Origin of the sequence: Tunturiibacter gelidiferens, assembly GCF_051013345.1 — a bacterium.
In the GTDB taxonomy this organism is placed as follows: Bacteria; Acidobacteriota; Terriglobia; order Terriglobales; family Acidobacteriaceae; genus Edaphobacter; species Edaphobacter gelidiferens_A.
The window spans coordinates 1,682,908-1,702,299 of sequence record NZ_CP132939.1 but is presented as its reverse complement, the minus strand read 5'-3'; the positions used below and the strand labels follow the sequence as shown (position 1 = coordinate 1,702,299).

At 57.7% G+C, this 19,392-nt stretch carries 16 protein-coding genes and 2 pseudogenes; 13 read left to right on the top strand and 5 right to left on the bottom strand.

Features of this window, described 5'->3' with window-relative positions; all coding sequences use genetic code 11:
• Positions 1–114 precede the first annotated feature (114 nt).
• From RBB80_RS08390 to RBB80_RS08380, 3 genes and pseudogenes are all read left to right on the top strand, one after another.
• Positions 115–3,293 (top strand): annotated as a pseudogene (locus tag RBB80_RS08390) (efflux RND transporter permease subunit).
• Positions 3,294–3,321: 28 nt separating this feature from the next.
• On the top strand, positions 3,322–4,581 hold the full coding sequence (locus RBB80_RS08385) for an efflux RND transporter periplasmic adaptor subunit (RefSeq protein WP_433967786.1): 1,260 nt from the start codon (positions 3,322–3,324) through the stop codon (positions 4,579–4,581).
• The gene (locus RBB80_RS08380; protein WP_433967784.1) at positions 4,578–6,032 is read left to right on the top strand and encodes an efflux transporter outer membrane subunit; all 1,455 of its coding nucleotides are present in this window, start codon (positions 4,578–4,580) and stop codon (positions 6,030–6,032) included. Before RBB80_RS08385 ends, RBB80_RS08380 begins: the two co-directional genes overlap by 4 nt.
• Positions 6,033–6,048: 16 nt before the next feature.
• Here the strand turns inward: RBB80_RS08380 and RBB80_RS08375 are convergent, their stop codons facing one another.
• Positions 6,049–7,500 carry an ATP-binding protein gene (locus tag RBB80_RS08375; RefSeq protein WP_433967782.1) on the bottom strand — a complete coding sequence of 484 codons (1,452 nt, stop codon included), beginning with the start codon at positions 7,498–7,500 and terminating at the stop codon, positions 6,049–6,051.
• 17 nt (positions 7,501–7,517) lie between these two features.
• Here RBB80_RS08375 and RBB80_RS08370 point away from each other — a divergent pair, with 17 nt between their 5' ends.
• Both RBB80_RS08370 and RBB80_RS08365 read left to right on the top strand, forming a co-directional pair.
• On the top strand, positions 7,518–8,672 hold the full coding sequence (locus RBB80_RS08370; RefSeq protein WP_433967781.1) for a histidine kinase: 1,155 nt from the start codon (positions 7,518–7,520) through the stop codon (positions 8,670–8,672).
• The gene (locus RBB80_RS08365) at positions 8,669–9,388 is read left to right on the top strand and encodes a response regulator transcription factor (protein ID WP_433967779.1); all 720 of its coding nucleotides are present in this window, start codon (positions 8,669–8,671) and stop codon (positions 9,386–9,388) included. The genes RBB80_RS08370 and RBB80_RS08365 overlap by 4 nt, the downstream gene beginning before the upstream one ends.
• On the opposite strand, the gene RBB80_RS08360 is transcribed toward RBB80_RS08365, so the two are convergent.
• A complete protein-coding gene (locus RBB80_RS08360; protein WP_433967776.1) occupies positions 9,389–10,360 on the bottom strand; it encodes a diacylglycerol/lipid kinase family protein in 972 nt (323 codons plus the stop codon).
• A gap of 147 nt (positions 10,361–10,507) precedes the next feature.
• Here RBB80_RS08360 and RBB80_RS08355 point away from each other — a divergent pair, with 147 nt between their 5' ends.
• Both RBB80_RS08355 and RBB80_RS08350 read left to right on the top strand, forming a co-directional pair.
• A complete protein-coding gene (locus RBB80_RS08355; RefSeq protein WP_433967774.1) occupies positions 10,508–11,182 on the top strand; it encodes a DUF4339 domain-containing protein in 675 nt (224 codons plus the stop codon).
• 47 nt (positions 11,183–11,229) lie between these two features.
• Positions 11,230–11,583: a DUF2752 domain-containing protein gene (locus tag RBB80_RS08350; protein ID WP_433969575.1), complete on the top strand. Its 354-nt coding sequence runs from the start codon at positions 11,230–11,232 to the stop codon at positions 11,581–11,583.
• A gap of 66 nt (positions 11,584–11,649) precedes the next feature.
• On the opposite strand, the pseudogene RBB80_RS08345 reads toward RBB80_RS08350, so the two are convergent.
• Positions 11,650–12,179, bottom strand: a pseudogene (locus RBB80_RS08345) (bactofilin family protein).
• A 325-nt stretch (positions 12,180–12,504) separates the two neighbouring features.
• Here RBB80_RS08345 and RBB80_RS08340 point away from each other — a divergent pair.
• The 3 genes from RBB80_RS08340 to RBB80_RS08330 all read left to right on the top strand — a co-directional run bounded on the left by RBB80_RS08340 (position 12,505) and on the right by RBB80_RS08330 (position 15,350).
• Positions 12,505–13,236 (top strand): hypothetical protein, encoded by a 732-nt coding sequence (locus RBB80_RS08340; protein ID WP_433967772.1) that lies wholly within the window; start codon positions 12,505–12,507, stop codon positions 13,234–13,236.
• A 45-nt stretch (positions 13,237–13,281) separates the two neighbouring features.
• Positions 13,282–13,491, top strand: coding sequence for a hypothetical protein (locus tag RBB80_RS08335; RefSeq protein WP_433967770.1), 210 nt, complete (start codon positions 13,282–13,284; stop codon positions 13,489–13,491).
• 164 nt (positions 13,492–13,655) lie between these two features.
• Complete coding sequence (locus RBB80_RS08330; RefSeq protein WP_433967768.1) at positions 13,656–15,350, top strand: SulP family inorganic anion transporter; 1,695 nt, start codon at positions 13,656–13,658, stop codon at positions 15,348–15,350.
• Here the strand turns inward: RBB80_RS08330 and RBB80_RS08325 are convergent.
• Positions 15,340–15,792, bottom strand: coding sequence for a CBS domain-containing protein (locus RBB80_RS08325; protein ID WP_433967766.1), 453 nt, complete (start codon positions 15,790–15,792; stop codon positions 15,340–15,342). The two genes, RBB80_RS08330 and RBB80_RS08325, sit on opposite strands and share 11 nt — an antisense overlap.
• 92 nt (positions 15,793–15,884) lie before the next feature.
• Between RBB80_RS08325 and RBB80_RS08320 the strand changes: the two genes are divergently transcribed.
• Positions 15,885–16,574 carry an FmdE family protein gene (locus RBB80_RS08320; RefSeq protein WP_433967764.1) on the top strand — a complete coding sequence of 230 codons (690 nt, stop codon included), beginning with the start codon at positions 15,885–15,887 and terminating at the stop codon, positions 16,572–16,574.
• A 30-nt stretch (positions 16,575–16,604) separates the two neighbouring features.
• On the opposite strand, the gene RBB80_RS08315 is transcribed toward RBB80_RS08320, so the two are convergent.
• Positions 16,605–16,883, bottom strand: coding sequence for a hypothetical protein (locus RBB80_RS08315; RefSeq protein ID WP_433967762.1), 279 nt, complete (start codon positions 16,881–16,883; stop codon positions 16,605–16,607).
• Positions 16,884–17,011: 128 nt separating this feature from the next.
• On the opposite strand from RBB80_RS08315, the gene RBB80_RS08310 reads away from it, so the two are divergent.
• Positions 17,012–17,791: a CHAD domain-containing protein gene (locus RBB80_RS08310; RefSeq protein WP_433967761.1), complete on the top strand. Its 780-nt coding sequence runs from the start codon at positions 17,012–17,014 to the stop codon at positions 17,789–17,791.
• Positions 17,792–18,150: 359 nt separating this feature from the next.
• Positions 18,151–19,311 carry a YeiH family protein gene (locus RBB80_RS08305; RefSeq protein WP_433967760.1) on the top strand — a complete coding sequence of 387 codons (1,161 nt, stop codon included), beginning with the start codon at positions 18,151–18,153 and terminating at the stop codon, positions 19,309–19,311.
• Positions 19,312–19,392 lie beyond the last annotated feature (81 nt).

Genomic DNA, 19,392 nt, shown 5'->3' with positions numbered 1-19,392 from the left:
ATATCGGTCTTTCCGATGGCAGTTCTCGGAAATACCTGTGAGACCTAAACGTGGCAGGGAATGTCTTACTCTATACAGGGAAAGATTTACCCGAAGCGGAAGAGGGTTCGTCGAATGTGGATCGTAAAAGTAGCTCTGAGCCGACCGTATACCTTCATCGTGCTGGCAATCCTCATTTTGATTGCTGCGCCTGTGGTGATCTCGAGCACGCCGACCGATATCTTTCCGAACATCAATATTCCGGTGGTGTCTGTTGCGTGGCAATACACAGGGCTGAATCCGGAAGAGCTTGAAGGGCGACTGACAACACCGTACGAGAAGGCGCTGACGGTGCTGGTGGATAACATCCAGCATGTCGAGTCGACTACGTTTGCGGGCCAGGTGATTGTGAAGATTTACCTGCAGCCAGGAGCGAGCCTGGATACGGCAAACTCGCAGGTGTCTGCCGCTTCTGAGTTTCAACTGAGGCAACTGCCTCCGGGTATTTTGCCGCCGCAGATTATTAACTTCAGCGCCTCGAGCGTGCCGATCATACAGCTGGGCTTGTCTGGAGCGGGACTGAGCGAGCAGCAGCTGAACGATCTTGGCGCGAATTTTGTTCGTCCACAGCTGATCTCGGTTCCTGGCGCGGTTATTCCGAATATCTATGGCGGCAAACAACGGTCGATTATGTTGAATATCGATCCGAAGCAACTGCAGGCCAAGGGACTGTCGCCAGTTGATGTACTGAATGCTGTGGGACAACAGAACGTGGTGCAACCGGGCGGAACGGCGAAGATCGGTGAGGCCGAATATGACATCCACATCAACTCTTCGCCGGTGACTCTGGAAGGTATCAGCAACCTGCCGATAAAACAGGTGAACGGAACAACGATCTATTTGCGCGACGTTGCGACCGTGGCGGACGGAAGCATTCCGCAGACGAATATCGTGCGACAGGATGGGCGCCGCGGAGCGCTGATGGTGATTCTGAAGTCCGGAACTGCCTCGACGCTGTCCGTGGTGAGCGGTGTCAGGGATCTGTTGCCCAGGGTAAAGCTGACTGTGCCGCCAGAGCTGAAGATGACTCCGATCGGGGACCAGTCTGTCTTCGTTCGCGGATCGGTTCAGGGTGTCATCCGGGAGGCTGTGATTGCAGCGGTGCTGACGGGATTGATGATTCTTTTGTTCCTGGGAAGCTGGCGCAGCACAATCATCATCGCGATTTCAATTCCGTTGTCGATCCTGTCTTCGATCATCGTGCTGGGTCTTCTGGGGGAGACGATCAACATCATGACGCTGGGCGGGCTGGCGCTGGCGGTCGGCATCCTGGTGGACGATGCGACGGTGACGATTGAAAATATTGAACGCTACCTGGAGGAAGGCAGAGAGTTGCACGACGCGATCCTCGAAGGCGCCGCTCAGATCTCGGTGCCGGCACTGGTATCAACCCTTTGCATCTGCATTGTGTTTCTACCGATGTTCTTTTTGAGCGGGGTCGCGCGTTATCTCTTTGTGCCGTTGGCGGAGGCCGTGGTCTTCGCCATGCTGGCTTCGTATGTTCTCTCTCGTACGCTGGTTCCGACGCTTGCGATGTACCTGCTGAAGGCACACGATCACCATGCTGTTCCTTCGAAGAACATTCTTGCGCGGTTCCAGCGGGGATTTGAGCGCGTCTTTGAGAAACTGCGCACAAGTTATCAAGATCTGCTTGGTCGGCTGGTGGCGGCGCGAATTTTCTTCGTTCCCATCTTTTTGTTACTTTGCCTGTGTGCCTTCGCACTGCTGCCGTTCCTTGGACAAAACTTCTTTCCAAGCACAGACAATGGGTCGTTCATCCTTCACGTTCGCGGCAAGAGCGGCATCCGCATCGAAGAGACTGCCAAGCTGTGCGATCTGATTGAACAGGACATCCGGAAGACGGTGCCGACCGCCGAGATGGATAATATTCTGGACAACATCGGCCTGCCCTACAGCACGCTGAATACTCAGCATGCAACATCGGGGCTCATCGGTGCGGGAGACGCGGATATTCTGGTCTCGCTGAAGGAAGATCACCATCCGACTGCCAATTATGTCGAGGCACTGCGCAGGGATCTACCGCGTGCCTTCCCGGAGTCACGTTCTACTTCCTGCCATCGGATATCGTTACGCAGATTTTGAACTTTGGTCTGCCTGCGCCAATCGACATACAGTTCGAAGGCTCCGATATTGCGGCTAATCGGAAGGTTGCGAACCAGGTATTGAGCGAACTGCGCCAGGTTCCAGGTCTGGTGGATCTTCGCATCCAGCAACCCGATGACTATCCGGTGTTGGACGTTGCGGTAGACCGGACGAAAGCGGCGCAGGGTGGTTACTCCGAGCGCGATGTGGGCAGCAGCCTGCTGAACATACTTGGCGGCAGCACACAACTGAACCCGATGTTTTATCTGAACTGGTCGAATGGCAATACGTACAACATCGTGGAGCAGACACCGCAGTACCAGATCAGCTCTCTGAACTCGCTGGAGAATATTCCGATCTCGTCTCCCACCGCGAAGAAGCCGGAGATTCTGACAGATGTCGCGACGATCAGCCGCAGTAACGAACTGGAAGTGGTGACCCACTACAACGTCCGACGCACGCTCGATATCTATGGCAACGTCCAGGGACGCGATCTCGGTTCGGTGGGCCGAGACATCAACAAAATTGTTGCGAGAAATGAGAGGTCCCTGGTACGCGGCAGCTTTGTGAGAGTGCGCGGACAGATCGAAACGATGAACAGCTCCTACTTTGGACTGCTCGCCGGACTGGCGTTTGCCATTGTGCTGGTCTACCTGCTGATCGTTGTGAACTTCCAGTCGTGGCTCGATCCGTTCATCATTATTACGGCTCTGCCCGCGGCGCTGGCGGGTATTGTGCTCTTTCTGTTTACGACCAGGACGACATTGAGTGTGCCTGCGCTGATGGGCGCGATCATGTGTATGGGCGTTGCGACAGCGAACAGTATTCTGGTGGTATCGTTTGCGAAAGAACGCCTGCTGCATCATGGGGATGCGATCGAAGCTGCGATCGAAGCGGGAGCGACACGGTTCCGACCTGTGATGATGACGGCACTGGCGATGATCATCGGCATGATTCCGATGGCGCTGGGCGCGGGAGAAGGCGGAGAACAGAACGCGCCGTTAGGTCGCGCGGTGATAGGCGGACTGTGCTGCGCTACGGTTGCGACTCTTATCTTCGTTCCCGCCGTCTTTGCTTTGCTGCATGGCTCGGATAAGAAAAATACTGTTGGCAACGAAAGCCGCGAGCACCAATTGACAGCCGGCGACTGAAAGAACTTTTAGGCACCAAGGAGAATGCATGACGAGCGGAACAAAGGCGGAACCCAGGATGAATGCGAATGAGACCACGCCGTCCGGTGAGCGGCCAGCCGCGGAAGTTCCAGAGCCCGGCCTGACCAAGGGTACGTGGATCGGAGTGGTCGTCATCGCGGCGATCGTGGCCCTGGTTGTACTGTTCGGAATTGCCGCGCGCCGTCGGTCTGAGAGCACGCTGGAGACCGACACAAAAGCTGCATCGATTCCTTCGGTAAATGTAATTCACCCTGTCAGCTCCGTACTGTCCTCAGGTTTGGCGTTACCGGGAAACACGCAGGCTTATGTGGACACACCGATCTATGCCCGCACGAGCGGATACTTAAAGAGCTGGCACTTCGACATAGGCGCGCATGTTCGCAAGGGACAGCTGATGGCCGTAATCGAGACGCCCGAGCTCGATGAGCAACTCCAGGTGACACAGGCGGATCTGAAGAGCGCAGAGGCCAATCTCAACCTGGCGAATACGACGTCAGCGCGCTATCAAAACCTTCTGACGACCAATTCAGTGTCGAAGCAGGAGACCGATGTTGCAGTGAGCGATGCTGCCGCCAAGAAAGCGGCGGTGGATGCATCGACGGCAGCGGTACGTCGACTGCAGCAACTGCAATCGTTCGAGAAGATCTACGCTCCTTTCGATGGAATTGTGACGGCGCGCAATGTCGATATCGGCGCATTAATCCAGGCCGGCGAGAATACAACACCGAAGGAGTTGTTTCATCTTGCCGCTATTCAACAGATTCGCGTGTTCGTTTCGGTTCCTGAAGCCTACTCCACCTCCATCAAACAAGGCGGTAAAGCGACTTTGACTCTGGACGAGTATCCGGGCAGGGAGTTTGAAGGCTCGGTTGCACGCAACTCGAACGCAATCGATTCGGCGACTCGTACACTGAACGTTGAAGTGGACGTCGACAATCCTAAGGGCGAGTTACTACCGGGCGCCTATGTATTTGTTCACTTCAAGGTGCCAGAGCGCACGTCGAATTTGATGATCCCATCGAACACGTTGTTGTTCCGAGCACAGGGACTGCAGGTGGGAGTTGTGCGTGATGGACGCGTGCAGCTTGTACCAGTGACGATCAGCAAGGACCTGGGCGCTAACGTTGAAATTGCCTCAGGTCTGACCCCGAATGACGCCGTAGTTCTGGATCCTTCCGACTCACTGGCTAGTGGGCAGGAGGTTCAGGTGAAGAGCCGGGATAATGAGAATGCAAAACAGATGCAGAAGAAAGCGGGGGCGCAGTGAAGTTACGACCCACTGCTCTGGCCAGTGCCGCTGTAGTTCTGCTGAGCGGATGCATGGTCGGACCGAAGTATGTGAAACCATCGGTTCCCATGGCTCCCGGGTATAAAGAAGCAGGACCGGACGCTTACAAGGAAAACTCGGACTGGCAGGTTGCCCAGCCGGCCGATGCGGCGCTGCGCGGAGAGTGGTGGACGATCTTCGGCGATGCGGAGTTGAATCTTCTGGAGCCGCAGGTGGCGGAGAACAACCAGAATCTCAAGGCGGCGGATGCTCGGTTCCGTGAGGCACGGGCCTTGATCCGCTTCAACCATGCATCGCTGTATCCGACCGTTGGGGTAGCGCCTTCCGCCGGAGGCTTACGCGAGTCGTCAAACCAGCCGTACTTCAATGTGAACAACATCCAGGGAAACGGCGTTGGTGTGATTCAATTACCGGTGGATTTGAACTATGAGATTGATGTGTGGGGGCGCGTTCGCCACACCGTAAGTGCTGCGCGGGAGGAGGCGCAAGCGAGCGCGGGAGATAGACAGACGGTGCTGCTGAGCCTGCAGGCTGAGCTTGCAATCGACTACTTCGAAGCTCGCAGCGCCGATGCCCAGGAGAAATTGTTAAACGATACCGTGAAAGACTTCGAAGAGGCCTACCGGATCACGAAGAACCGATTTGAAGGAGGCGTCGCTCCGAAGTCGGACGTCGATCAGGCGCAGACACAGCTTGAGGCGGCAAAGGTTCTGTCGCGTGATATCACATTGCAACGAGCACAGTTCGAGCATGCAATCGCAATTCTTCTCGGAAAGCCTCCGGCGTCGTTCGCCTTGGGGAACGCTCCTCTTGACGCGCGACCACCGATGATTCCGACTGGGCTGCCTTCGGAGCTGCTTGAGCGACGCCCGGACATTGCGTCAGCGGAACGCCGCGTCGCTGAGGCGAACGACCGTATCGGCATAGCGCGAGCTGCGTTCTATCCGACGATTTCATTGAGCGGAACGGTTGGCGTGGAGGGGACCTCGTTTGCAAACCTGTTCGACCCGGCGAGTCTGCTGTGGTCGCTTGGACCTACACTCTCGCAGACGGTATTCGACGCGGGGCGTAGAGCCTCTGTCTCCGAACAGGCTAATGCCAGCTACGATGAGACCGTCGCGAACTACCGTCAAACCACTTTGACGGCTTTTCAACAGGTGGAAGACAATCTGGTCGCACTGCGCGTACTCAATCAGGAGGCGGGGCATCAACGGCAGGCTACGATGGCGGCACAGTCTGCCGCGCAGATATTCAACAATCGATATGTGGGCGGGCTCGACACCTATCTTCAAGTTGTAACCGCTCAGACCACTGAGTTGAATAACGAACGTAACGACATCGACATTATGCGCAGGCAGATGGATGCAAGCGTGCTGTTGATCAAGGCGCTGGGTGGTGGCTGGAACGTGACGCAGTTGCCGAAGCTATAGTCTCAAGGAGGGAGTCTTAGCGGCCGGAGAGATTCAGGGGCAGGTAGAAGGAGAAGACTGAGCCCTGTGACGGCTGGCTGGTCACGTCGATGGAGCCGCCGTGGGCTTCGACGATGGCCTTCGCGATGGCGAGTCCCATGCCTGTTCCCTGCACGCGATACCTCTGCCCCTGGCCACGGTAGAACTTGTCGAAGATCATCATCTTCTCCAGATCATCAACCCCTGCGCCACGATCGGCGACGCTGGTGACAAGCTGGCCTCCGGTGACTTCAGCGCTGACGAAGATGGGGCTTCCCTCAGCCGAGTATTTTGCTGCATTCTCCAGCAGATGTTGCAGCACTTTGGCGATGCGCTCGAGGTCTATCTGCACGGGAGGAAGGGTGTCGGGGAGACGGAGCTCCAGGGGATGGTTCTTGAGCGGCCCTTGTACAGCCTCGAGCGCGAGATCGACCGCCTCTCGCATGGAGTGCATGCGCAGGTCGAGCTTGATGTCGTTTGCATCCAGCTCTGCCATCTCCATCGCCTGACCGACTAGCCGGTCAAGACGTGCGGCTTCCTCTTCGATGACCTGCAACATCTCTCCACTTTGCTCGGCATCGAGTGAGGGCTCGCTGCGCAAGGTAGTGACGGCGGCTGTGATTGAGGTCAGAGGCGTACGGAGCTCGTGCGCCACGGAATCCAACAGCGCGTTTCGGAGGCGCTCGCTTTCACGTGAGGCTTGGACTCGGGTCAGAGTCTCGACGGCACCGGCGCGTTCGATCGCGATAGCCGCCAGGCCACAGACTGCGTCGAGTGCCTCGGGTGAGGTCCTGTTGCCCGTGATTCCTACTGCGCCGATGGGACGCGTTCCGAGGAGGATGGGAACGAGGGTGACGGCGCGTGTTTCATCATACCGATGGTCGCGGGTAAACAATGCATCACGCAGCTCAGAAGCCGTCACGTCCATATAATCCGGACTTGAGCGGTAGATGCGGTCCTTTTCGCGAAGATAAACCGCGGCTCCCGTGAGGTTGAAGGTCACGGCGATCATCTGCGGCAGGACATTGAGAAGATCGATCACGTTGCCGGTCACCAGCATCTGCTGGCTGAACTCGTATAGTCGTTCAGCCTCGCGCTGGCGGCGGCGCGATATCTTTGCTTCGCGTCGCGCACGTTCCGCAAGCTGGCTGGCGACGATGCCCGTTACTAGAAATGCGAACAGGGCGACCCAGTTGCGACCGTCCCCAACTGTGAAGGTGAGGACTGGGGGAAGAAAGAAGAAGTTGAAGGCAGCCGCCGAGAGAATGGACAGGTAGATGGAGTGACGAAGACCCCAGTTCGCGGCTACGAGAAGGATGCCGATCAGGAATGTCAGAGCTACCGTGGTTTCGTTGACATGCAGCCGGAGAAAGTAGACGGCTACAATGACAGCTGCGCTCGCTGTGGAGATACTGTAGCGGACGATACTGCGTATAAGCTTTCGCTGCACTCCATTATCTTATCCTTATGGGCACTCGCGATAACTCGAATCCGGCGCTGAAGAGCCCGGAAGAATGGCTGGAGAAGGTCGCGCCGGAGAAGATGCGAGGAACCTTCAAACTCTTCCTCGGCTACGCGCCCGGCGTAGGCAAGACATACAACATGTTGAGCGAGGCGATCCGTCGGCATCAGCGTGGGGAGGATATTGTCATCGGGGTGGTGGAGACGCACGGCAGACCACGTACTGCAGAGTTGGCCGAGCAACTGGAGCAGGTTCCGCGTAGAAGGATTGAGTATAAAGGCGTGGTCTTCGAGGAGATGGACCTTGAGGGTATCCTCAAGCGGCGGCCGCAGATCGTTCTGATCGACGAACTGGCACACAGCAATATCGAGGGCAGCAAACACCGCAAGCGCTATGAGGATGTACTCGACGTTCTGGCCGCCAACATCGACGTACTGGCCACGATGAACGTGCAGCACATCGAGAGTGTCGCGCCAACCGTCCAGAGTGTCACCGGGGTGATCATCCGCGAAACTGTCCCGGATTGGCTAGTCCAACGCGCGGATGAGATCGTGATGGCCGATCTGACGCCCGAAGCTTTGCAGACACGGATGCGGCGCGGAGATGTCTATGGGACGGCTCGTGCTGAGAAGGCCCTGGCTAACTTTTTCCGTCGCGGAAACCTGATCGCGCTCCGCGAGCTTGCGCTGCAGCATGTGACCAAGGCGGTCGATCGCACATTGACTGCGTACATGGATGCGAAACGCATTGAGGCGCATTGGGCGGTCCGCGAACGCGTGGCGGTCTGCATCAGCTCTAGCAGTTCCTCGCAGATGTTGATCGCACGGGGCGCGCGGGTAGCGGAAGGTGTAGGGGGCGAGCTGTTTGTTCTGCATGTCGACGACGATGAAGACCTGCTTGAAGAAGAAAAAGCTACGCTGGCGGCCAACATCCAGTTCGCACGCAATATGGATGCGCAGGTGTTCACCGTTAGGGGAAAGAGCATCGTCCATGCTGCGGCCAGCTTTGTTCGCGAGAAGCGCATCACGCATATCGTCTTCGGCCGCCCCGCCGTTCACGGCTTCCGCAAATATCTTTACTATTGGGCTATTCAACACTTTCTCAAAGAATCGCCGAATGTAGATGTCCACATCGTTACGCAACATCCGGAGCGCGAATGAAACAAAACCTGGAAGGCCAGCAACATGCAAAGATTCTCATTGTGGACGACGAAGCTCAGATTACTCGCGTTCTTCGCACGGCGCTTTCCACGCAGGGTTATTCGTTGCGCATCGCCGCGAATGGTGTTGAGGGAATGGAGGCTGTGCATGCCTGGAAGCCGGATCTGGTCGTCACGGACGTCTCCATGCCTGAGATGAACGGGATTGAGCTTTGCCGCGAGATTCGAGCTGTATCCAAGGTTCCGATCATTGTTCTTTCGGTCCGCAATCAAGAGGCTATGAAGATCGAAGCGCTGGACGCCGGGGCGGACGACTACGTGACGAAACCGTTCAGCATTCAGGAACTGCAGGCTCGCGTCCGCGCGCAACTCCGCCGCAGTTCCGCCACCGAGTCCGAGGCTCCGCAGGTTATTTCAGCAGGCGACTTTTATATCGATATTCCGCAGCACCGTGTAGCGGTTCGTGGACAAGATACACACCTAACGCCGAAGCAGTTCGACCTTCTCGTGTGTCTGGCGCAGCATCCTGGACAGGTTCTTACGCATCGAGCGTTGCTCCACGCAGTGTGGGGCACAAACGCCGATCAACCGGAGTACCTGCGCGTCAACATTGGCCAGTTGCGGAAGAAGATCGAGCTCACAGAGGAGCCCGCGTATATCGTCACCGAGCCCTGGATCGGCTATCGTTTTCGTCCCACCGGCAACGACGAGTTCTAATCATGATCCCTCTGGCTGTTTCGTGCTGCGCTGTGCCGCGTTGTTCCTGGGGATCAACAAGGAGATGGCATTCGGTAAGAGGCGGACGGACATGGGAAGCTGGCCGATCCACTCGCCGTCGAGTTCTGCGTGGATGCGATGATTCGGCTCAAGAGGTGAACAGCGGAACTCGGAGACTCGAGCCTGTTCCAGCCACGGATTTTGCGTGTTGAGTCTAACGTGACTAAAAGCGAACCAGGCCGGTAGACCGATTCTGGCCGGGGGTTTCACGATGGAGAGGAGAAGATCGCTCTCGTTCGCGGAACTACCTGTTGCCAGACGACTGAATATGCCGCCAAGATTTGCAACGCGAGAGCAGATAATCCCGACGCCGCGTCGCTCTACCCACTGATCGGAGTCGCTTCTTCGATAGTCCACTCGAAACGCCGGAAAGCTCCGCGTCAGGAAGAGTCTCAGCGAATGGGCGTAGTAGACGTTTCGACCGAGCTTCGATCTCTTCCCGCCGAGGAGCCGATACACGAGCGCACCGTCAGGACCGGCTCCTGCCATGACGATGAAGTGTCTGGTCACTTCGGATCCTTCGGCGGCGTAGCGCGCCTCGCCGACCGGGATCGGGCGTGACTCAAAGCTTAGCTGCTGTTGGAGAGCTTTTAGCGGATCGAGCGACAACCCGAGATTGCGGGCAAATGCGTTTGCCGTCCCGAGCGGTACGACACCAAGCGCGGTTTTCGTGCCCACAAGGCCTTGCAAAACCTCGTGCACCGTGCCGTCGCCACCACATGCGAAGACCGTATCGCATCCCTTGGCCGCCGCATCAGCAGCAATTGACTGCGCCTCTCGGGCTGCTGTAGTCAGAATTGCGTTCGCCTGCGCGCCAGTTTGTTCAAGAGCCTGCACGAGAGCAAGGACTGTAGCCCGCAGGTTTTTGCTTCGCCCGGCCGACGCGTTGATGATTAAAGTGGCTCGATGCACAGTGCAAGACTCTCATATCTGAATTCGAAGGAACAGAATCGGCGTTATCGGGGTTGGGTCTGCGAATCTGATTGTGTGGAACCGCCTCTCCGTGATTTCATCGATTCTGCAGATACGTTGCAGTCCTCGACCACTCAGGAGATTTGCATGACCTACCAGGTTTCACGCAACGGACAGATGTATGGACCGTATACTCTCGAAGATCTTCGGCGCTATGTCGCCTCGGGAAACGTCCTGCTGACCGACATGGCCAGGAGTGACACGATGCCCGATTGGGTGCCGGTCGCCCAAATTATCGGCTCAGCGGGTGTCCTGGCGACACCGGTCTACGCTGCTCCTGTTGCGTATTCGCAGTCGGGCAGCACCTATCCTGACCCGCCGAATCTGAACTGGGTGTTTGAGCTGCTGCTGGGTTTTCTTACTTGTGCGCTCTTCGTGGTGGTGTGGAATCTGGTGATAGCGGCGTGGGCAAACCGAGTGCAACCGGCGAGCAAAGCCCTGATGTTTTACATTATTGCCACCGTGCTGGTTGTGCTGCACTTCGGTGGGTCCTTGGGGCTCGTCATCGCGATGAGCCATCACCAACAACCCCATCAAAGCTTCGTGGGAGGATTTATCGGCATTGCCTCCTGGGTCGCTCGCCTCATCGCCCGCTTTACGCTGCGAGATACGCTTGAACAACACTTCAATAGTACGGAGCCGCTTGGGTTGCGCCTGAGCGCCGTTATGACCTTCTTCTTCGGAGGCATTTATTTTCAATATAAGCTGAACGAGATCAACCAGCTGAAGCAGAACCTTCGCTACCAGAACGTGGCTCGATGACATAGCTGATTCGGGGCGGCCGCGTCGCGCGAACGGCTGCACCGTTGGTGATCGTCGGGGCGGTTGCTGGAGTTCTGCGGCGCTTTTCTCCTGCACAGAACAGCCTTTATCCACGATGCCCCATCTATGAAGTTGTTCATCTGAAGTGCCCTGGGTGCGGCGGCACACGTGCTTTGGCCGCGCTGGTCCAAGGTCGTTTCATCGAGGCTATGCACCTGAACGCCCTTACGACCCTCTTGCTCCCGATAGCAGCGGCCTATAGTTTCCAGTGGTATTGGCGTTTTGCACGGAGCGGCGTCGATCGGTGGCCGCCAGTTTCGCATGCGGCTGTCTATGCTGCACTTGCTGCGTCATCGATATTTACAGTTCTTCGCAATCTTCCGCTTCGGCTGTTCCAATAAAAAGCAAAACGATCCCTGTGATTAGCAGGGACCGCTCGACTCGATAAGAAACGACGTCACGAAGCGTTACGCCTCGACGGCGACGGGTTCGATGGAAGCCGGGGTAGCGCTGCCACCCTTCAGGTCGGTTCCGCCGGGTTTGCGAATGTCGATGCCGCCCTTGAAGAACGCGCCATCTTCAATCGAGATACGCGCTGCGATTACGTCGCCAGTGAGCGAGCCTTCGCTGCGAATATCAACGCGGTCGCTGGCCTGGCAGTTGCCGCGGACCTTACCGAGCACAACGATCTCGCGTGCCACGATGTTCGCCGCAACCTGGCCGTTCCGGCCTACGGTAACGCGGTTGCCGGGGAGGTTGATTGCGCCTTCGACTTTGCCGTCGATGTAAAGAGACTCGAGCCTGTCAGCTCACCCTTGACGATGAGGGACTTGCCGATGGTGGCCTGTTCGCCGGTTGGTACAGCGGCTGCTGCATTGCCTGCGCCGACGGTCGCGGGACGGGTTGGGCTCGCCTCGAAGTTCGTCGCTGGAGTCGACGGACGCACCGGTTCAGGAGTCGAGGGAGAGTTGCTTCCAGGCTGATTCGGTTTCCACATGTTCGTTTGTATCCTTTCGTACTGCTTCAAATGATCCGCCGCGGTCTGTCGCACGCGCTACCACGACGGCAGCACGCATACTTTCCACGATACTACTCTGCAAAGGCCCGTGGATTGCCCCGTATTCACAATCTATTCCACAACCTTTGTACCTTTTCCGTTACCTATGGAGTTCTTTCCGACTTCACTGAAGTTTTTTCTGCCTTTTCTGCCTTTTATTCCACCCTAAAAGTGTTATGCGTTCTGAAGTCCCTACGGCATAGAAAAGACTATGCGTCAGGTAGGATGGCAACAACTGAAAATCCCCCTGTGAGAGCCCTATCCCTTGAGTTCGACTCCCCGCACGACCCACGCCAGACTGCAACTCTTTCATCTTCTGGGGGCGCTGTTCTTGTTGGCTTCACCGTCAATTTATTCGGTACGCCCGCTGTTGGCGGCCGGTCCGAAGGTTCATACTGTCACGCTGGGGCCGTACCGCAAGGTTCCCTACACGCAGCCGGATGCCACTCCCGACACCAAAGTGGATGAGACCAGCAGCCTTAAGGTTCGCCCGCTCTTCGTGGACGACCGCCAGAAGGAGTGGACGACTGGCGAGATCCACGACGTCACGGACCGCACGTTCACGGTGCGTCGGGCGCTTCGGCTCAACGACGCCCTGCCGAATGACGCTGCACCGCATTGGATCTGGCAGCCTGGACCTTGGCTCTCGGTGGATCGCGTCACGGGCCACGTTACAGTGCTCCACCTGCCCGACTTCGACTTCGCTGTCTCCGATGTGGTCTGGTTCCGCGACTATGCGGCGTACTGCGGCATTGCAACGACGTCCAAGGGAGGCCTCTATGCTGTCGTGGCGCAACTGGGAGCGCATCGGCCTGTGGTTCAGAAGCAGATTGGAAAATGGCCCGAGGCTGACCACTTTATCCCGGTGTGCCAGCCTGCTCAGTGGCAACGGTTGCCCCTGCGGGTCACGTTGAAGCCGACTGGCGGTGAAGCTGCCACTTACGACGTGGTCGGCACCGTTTCGCTGCTGGAAGAGGGCGATAATTCGGACGAATAGTAGAACGTCTCGCCGGGAGAACTAGTATTGGACCAGGAGTTTTCCGTGCGCTATCTGGACAAGGCCGCCCTCGGCCAATTTGAAGACTGGTATGGCAACAACGCTGCAGTCCAGTGCACCTCGTGCGGTAAGGTCTTTATCGTCTCCGCCGTGCTGCATCGCAAGGGGCGAAGCTGCCCGGCTTGCGGGAGATGCACAGCGACCATCACGAAGCAGCAGGTCTCGATTAGCGAGCCATTCGATGGTGCGGTATAGATCTCTCAGTCGTTGTCTGGTCTGACGCCGCCCTTTGACGAGTTTGAGTTTGCGGTTTGGCCTGTGGCAGTGGGTCAAATACGGAATATATGGTTTAGCATCAACGTCTACTCGCAATGCGACAGCGGCGAAGCTGCGCTGCTTCCCGTGCAGGAGTTTTGAATTTGAAACTGTTCCAGGGCATTAGACCGATAAAGCGAAGTGGCGTTATACGAGACGCTGTTGCCGGTGTTGCGTTCGCCGCGATGGACATTCCCCAGGCGCTCGGGTATACCCGCATCGCAGGAATGCCTGTCGTCACCGGCCTCTATTCCCTTCTTTTGCCGATACTTGCATTTGCGGCCTTCGGCTCGTCGCGGTTTCTGGTTGTTGCCGCTGACTCGGCGACTGCGGCCATACTTCACAGCGGTCTGGCTGGAATGGCTCCGACTGCAAGCACCCGATATGTCGCGCTGGCAGGTCTGGTGGCGCTTCTCACAGCCGCATTCCTGCTGGTGGGGCGGTTGTGCAGGTTGGGTTTCATCGCCGACTTCCTCTCGCAAACAGTGCTTGTCGGCTTCCTGACGGGCATAGGATTTCAGGTCGGCATCGCGGTTCTAGGCCAGATGCTTGGCATTCAGGTCACCTCGCGCAGATCGATTCTTCAACTCGTGGAGATCGGCCGCGAACTCCCGAGAGTGCATCTGCCGACGCTGGCGGTGACCCTCGCGGTGCTTACGTTCGTCTTTGTTCTCCGCTGGTCTGCGCCTAAGGCACCCGGGCCGATGTTTGCAGTCGTTCTGGCCACAGCGGCCAGTGCGATGTGGAACTTTGCCGGGCATGGCGTCGCCGTGATCGGCGCGGTGGCGGGAGGCCTGCCGCACCTTGCGATGCCAGAGGTTCGTTGGAGTGACATTAGACCGCTGCTCTCGGTCGCCGGGTCGTGCGCGGTCATGATACTGACCCAGAGCGCTGCAACCTCGCGAATTTACGCAGCGCGCTATCATCAACGGCTGGACGAGAATCAGGACCTGATTGGCCTTTCCGCGGCCAACGTGGCTGCTTCCTTCAGTGGTACGTTCGTCGTCAACGGCAGCCCTACGCAAACCGCCATGGTGGAAGGCGTGGGCAGCCGGAGCCAGATCGCGCAGGTCACCGCTGCGGCAGTCGTCGCGCTCGTCCTGCTGTTTCTTACCAGGCCACTTCAATACCTGCCGCAGTGCGTACTTGGCACACTGGTTTTCCTGGTCGCGATCGGGCTGATCAAGTTGCGCAGCCTGCAGGATATCCTCCGTGAAAGTCCTGCCGAATTCGCGCTTGCCGTGACAACCACCATCGTCGTCATTACTGCAGGCGTCGAAGTGGGTATTGTTCTGGCGATGGTCCTGTCGCTGCTGCGCATCGTGCACCACAGCTACCATCCCCGAACAGGAGTGATGATCCCGGATGAGGACAATGTCTGGAAGCTGATCCCTCTGACTCCAGGCACAGTGACTGAGCCGGGGCTGGTGATGTACCGCTTCGGTGCCGCACTGTTCTATGCCAACGCGAGCCGCTTCTCGGACGAGATTCTCGGACTGGTAGGCCCCTCGCCGACCACCGTGCGCTGGGTCATCGTAGATGCCGAGGCTATTACCAACCTGGACTACAGTGCCGCGCGAGTGGTTGAGGAGTTGAAGAAAAATCTGGCAGATGCCGGCGTCCAGTTGGGATTTGCTCGAGTGCCCTGGAACACAAGAGCAGACTTCGACCGCCATCACCTAACGGAGGTCATCGGCTCCGCGTGGATCTTCAACCGATTGCACGACGCACTCGAGGCCTACGAGTCAACGAAACCGAACTTGTCCGTTGCGACGGCCCAACCATCCGCTACGTCGTAGCTGCGCCTGAGATGTACGCTTCGAGGTGCCGGATCGTCATCTCCTGCTCGCTGATGACCGTGTTCACGAGATCGCCGATCGAAACTACGCCGACGACTGCACTGCCCTCGACCACCGGCAGGTGCCGGATGCGATTTTTGGTGATGATGCGCAGGCACTCGCCGACGGTGTGCTTTGGCGACACGGAGATCACCGGGCTGCTCATGATCTCCGCGACCTCGGTTTCCTTCGACGACCGCCCCTGCAGAATGACCTTCCGCGCATAGTCGCGTTCGGAGATGATTCCCAGAAGCGACTGCTGCGTCATCACCAGCAGCGCGCCTACCTGCCGCTCTGCCATCATCTCGATGGCCTGATAGACGGAGGCATCGGGCGCGATAGACGCAATAGGTCCGGACTTTTGCTTCAGCACCATACCGATCGTCATCGCAAATTCACTCATGGGGCACCTCGGGCCTCGAATAGTACCCCGGCTGCGTAACCTCGCGCAAATACTAAAAAACGCGTTGATGCCTCCAGCAGTATCATCAGATTATGCAGTCTTTCGACGCACTTCTCCGTGAAGCCGAGATCGCCCACGGTCACCTTTGTGCTGGTCAGATTCTCGGTGTTCGCATGGCCATGTTGGGTTGTGAACGCCTTGGTGTTGAAGATCCCAAGGGTGCCGACCGCAAGCGCCTGGTTACTTTCATTGAGATCGACCGCTGCGCGACTGGCGCTATTGCCGTCGTCACTGGCTGCCGCCTGGGCAAACGCGCCATCAAATTTCGCGACTGGGGAAAGATGGCCGCCACATTCGTCGACCTTACGTCACCCCTTGGACCGCAGGGCGACGCTCCTGTTTTCAAAGCTCTTCGTATTGCGGCGCTCGAATCGTCCAAGCAGCGTGCTCGTGAGCTTTTCCCGCACATTGAGAACAAGAACGACCAGCAGATGCTTGCCTACCGCGAGTTGCCTAACGAAGATCTCTTTCACGAAGAGTGGGTGGCCGTGCCTATCCACCTGCGTGAGATGCCCGGCTACAAGTCGGCGCGCATCACCTGTGCGCAGTGCGGCGAAGGCATCAACTATGATCGCGAGCATCTGCGCGACGGACGAACACTTTGTCAGGGGTGCGCCTTCCCCGAGGCCCGCTACTATCGAACGCTTACGGAAGCGGAGCTCTCTAGCAACAGCAAGGCCGGCGCGGGAACCTCTCCGCAACCGGCCTGCGAACATTGTTAGGCGCTGCAAAACTGCAGCCTTACGCGTGGACTACCAGCGTCCGCGATGATCGTGGTGGTAGCGTTCAAACTCGTGCGCTCTCACCCACTCGGCATGTCGACGTTCCTGTTCGAAGCGCTGACGAGCATAGTAGTCGGGCCTATAGTAGCCGCGAACGGGATAGCCATAATAACCCGGATAGCCAGCCCGTACTCCCACTGCGAACTGCTGTGCGTCAGCCTTTGCCGGCGCTGCCAACACAAACGCACCTGCAAGTAAGCCAACCGTTACACCCTTTGCTACCATCGCTTTTACGTTTGTGATCTTCATAACAACCTCCTGCCTACACCCAATGAAACCCGCCTTACTGGCGCCGGTTGCGCGCAACTATCGCGGCGATCCGGGGTCGTGAAGCCCTAATCCGCAAAAGATGCATCTGTAAGAAGGCAGGGTGTCCCATGCCGCAGCCGGTCATGACGTTTTTCCGTCATTCGCTCGACTTGAAAGCAGCACTAGCCGATTGCGTTGACGATCCAAAGCCCAGGGCTGTACACCGGCTCCGCTCGAGCACGCGTCGGCTGGAGGCTGTGCTTGAAGTATTGGCTAACGCTGCAGAGTTGCCCGATCTGGCAAAGAGGTCGAAGCAGTTCAGGCGGTCGCTCGGTGACATCCGGCGGAGCGCCGGGGCTGTTCGCGATCTAGACGTTCATGTCGAGCTTCTAAAACATCTCGGAGCAACCGATGGGGTGGTAAAGCTGGAGAAGGAACTGCAGAGTTCGAGGAAGAAGAAGGTGAAAAAGCTGCAACGGAGGATCCGCGCCGGTCAAGACGAGATCCACGGAGCCCTCGACAGAGTTGAGATGGATATTGCAGGTCAGGTCGATCTCAACCTGAGTGGAGCAAAGCTTATCAATGTAGCGCGAAGCTGGATGGCTCCCGAGGTGCACGGTCTCGATCCCAGTCGAGATGAGGATCTTCATTCGATACGCAAGGTCTGCAAGACGGCGCGATATATGGCTGAGATCGGCAGCGAAGCGTCGAAGGCCGCGGCGAAGTTTGCAAAACGCCTGGAAGACGTGCAACAGACTACCGGCGCGTGGCACGATTATCTTCTTTTGCTGAACCATGCCAACGCGAGACTGCCACAGGCAAGTGCTATCACTGAAAAGCTTTACGCCAAGGCCGGACTGCTGCGGCGCCAGGCTGAGTCGAAGGCAGCGCACCTTTTGAAAGCCTGAACAGCCGAGCGCTCCCACCCTACTGGTGTACACTGAATTCTGACATGACGGTCTTCCGCCAACTCGCGCCGCTGCACCTCATGCCTACTCGTTGTTGTTGTAGCTAGTCCTTCCTTCGCAGTACCCCCTTTTCTAAAAGTTCAGTGTTGTAGCCTACACGTCGCTTCGTGTGCACCACGCTTCCTCCAAGGAGACTACTCCATGTCGATCCCTCGTACCCGTCTCTCTTTATCTACCGACACCTGGGCAATTGTGTTGTCTCTTGCTCTCGCCGCTATCATTCGCGCCGGCCTGCTCAAAACCGTCGCCTGGTAAGCATCGACGTCTGCGCCCCAACGAATCTGCACGAAGGAGAGTCTATGGCCAGCTCAATCGATCTACCCGATCTTCGCACTGAGTACCCACCACACGCTCCCGGCCGCGTTCCAGCCGAGCACTCCTCCCTCCTTGGCCTGCTTCCGGGCATCGCACTTCTGGCCGTCGTCGGCTACGCGGGCAAGTTCGTCGAGCACTTCATCAACACCTACGGGAAGACTCACCACTACGTCCTACCCAACATCGAATATGTCCTGTGGGCCATTCTCTTTGGGATCCTCATCGCCAACACTGTCGGGCTACCCCGAATCTTTCGCGCAGGAGTCGCCACCTACGAGTTCTGGCTAAAGGCAGGCATCATCCTGCTCGGGGCACGCTTTATTCTCGGCGACATCCTCAAACTAGGCGGCATCTCACTCGCCCTGGTCTTCGTAGCTTTCGCATTCTCGCTGACCTTCATGACATGGCTGGGCCGCACCTTCAAACTAGGTCCCCAACTCACTACGCTGCTGGCCGTTGGCTCCAGCGTCTGCGGCGTCTCTGCCATCATTGCTACGCAGGGCGCGATCGACGCCGACGAAGAGGACTCCTCGACCGCCATCGCTGCCATCCTGGCCCTTGGCGCGATCTCTCTATTCACCTTTCCGCTTATCGGCCACGCGCTGCACATGAGCGACCGCGCCTACGGTCTCTGGGCGGGCCTCGCGGTCGACAATACCGCCGAAGCCACTGCCGCCGGAGCCCTTTACTCCGATGCGGCAGGCAAGTTCGCCGTACTCGCCAAGACCTGCCGCAACGCTCTCATCGGCTTCGTTGTGCTGGCGTATGCAATTCAATGGGCTCGCAAGGGTCTCGCCAGCCGCGCCGCCACGGCACAGCTCGAGAACAAAGCTGCATTCCTTTGGAAGAAGTTCCCCAAGTTCGTCCTCGGCTTCCTCTTTATCTCGCTGCTGGCGACCCTGGGCTCCTCGACCAACCCTCATGTAGCCGCGCTGGGCTTCTCGAAACCTCAGCTCACAGCGTTAGGAAACCTGAGCCGCTGGGCCTTCCTGCTCACCTTTGCCGGCGTAGGCCTGCGCACAAACCTGAAGGATCTTTTCAAACAGGGAGCCCGGCCATTCATCGTGGGAGCGGTCGGCGAGGTCGCTATCGCTGCCATCACCTTGTTGTTGGTCCTGGGAGCCAACCATTTTTTCCATCTTTAGACCACCACCTTGTGGATGCTCCCGCTTCGCCCGTTGACTTCGAGGGAAAGCGGGAGTTTCAAATGAGAAAGTATTGTCACG

What these genes read in the sequence shown, in the direction of transcription:
- RBB80_RS08385 (WP_433967786.1), top strand. Translation starts at nt 3,322, where the DNA reads ATGACGAGCGGAACAAAGGCGGAACCCAGGATGAATGCGAATGAGACC.
- RBB80_RS08370 (WP_433967781.1), top strand. Translation starts at nt 7,518, where the DNA reads ATGGGCACTCGCGATAACTCGAATCCGGCGCTGAAGAGCCCGGAAGAA.
- RBB80_RS08365 (WP_433967779.1), top strand. Translation starts at nt 8,669, where the DNA reads ATGAAACAAAACCTGGAAGGCCAGCAACATGCAAAGATTCTCATTGTG.
- RBB80_RS08355 (WP_433967774.1), top strand. Translation starts at nt 10,508, where the DNA reads ATGACCTACCAGGTTTCACGCAACGGACAGATGTATGGACCGTATACT.
- RBB80_RS08325 (WP_433967766.1), bottom strand. Translation starts at nt 15,792, where the DNA reads ATGAGTGAATTTGCGATGACGATCGGTATGGTGCTGAAGCAAAAGTCC.
- RBB80_RS08320 (WP_433967764.1), top strand. Translation starts at nt 15,885, where the DNA reads ATGCAGTCTTTCGACGCACTTCTCCGTGAAGCCGAGATCGCCCACGGT.
- RBB80_RS08315 (WP_433967762.1), bottom strand. Translation starts at nt 16,883, where the DNA reads ATGAAGATCACAAACGTAAAAGCGATGGTAGCAAAGGGTGTAACGGTT.
- RBB80_RS08310 (WP_433967761.1), top strand. Translation starts at nt 17,012, where the DNA reads ATGCCGCAGCCGGTCATGACGTTTTTCCGTCATTCGCTCGACTTGAAA.
- RBB80_RS08305 (WP_433967760.1), top strand. Translation starts at nt 18,151, where the DNA reads ATGGCCAGCTCAATCGATCTACCCGATCTTCGCACTGAGTACCCACCA.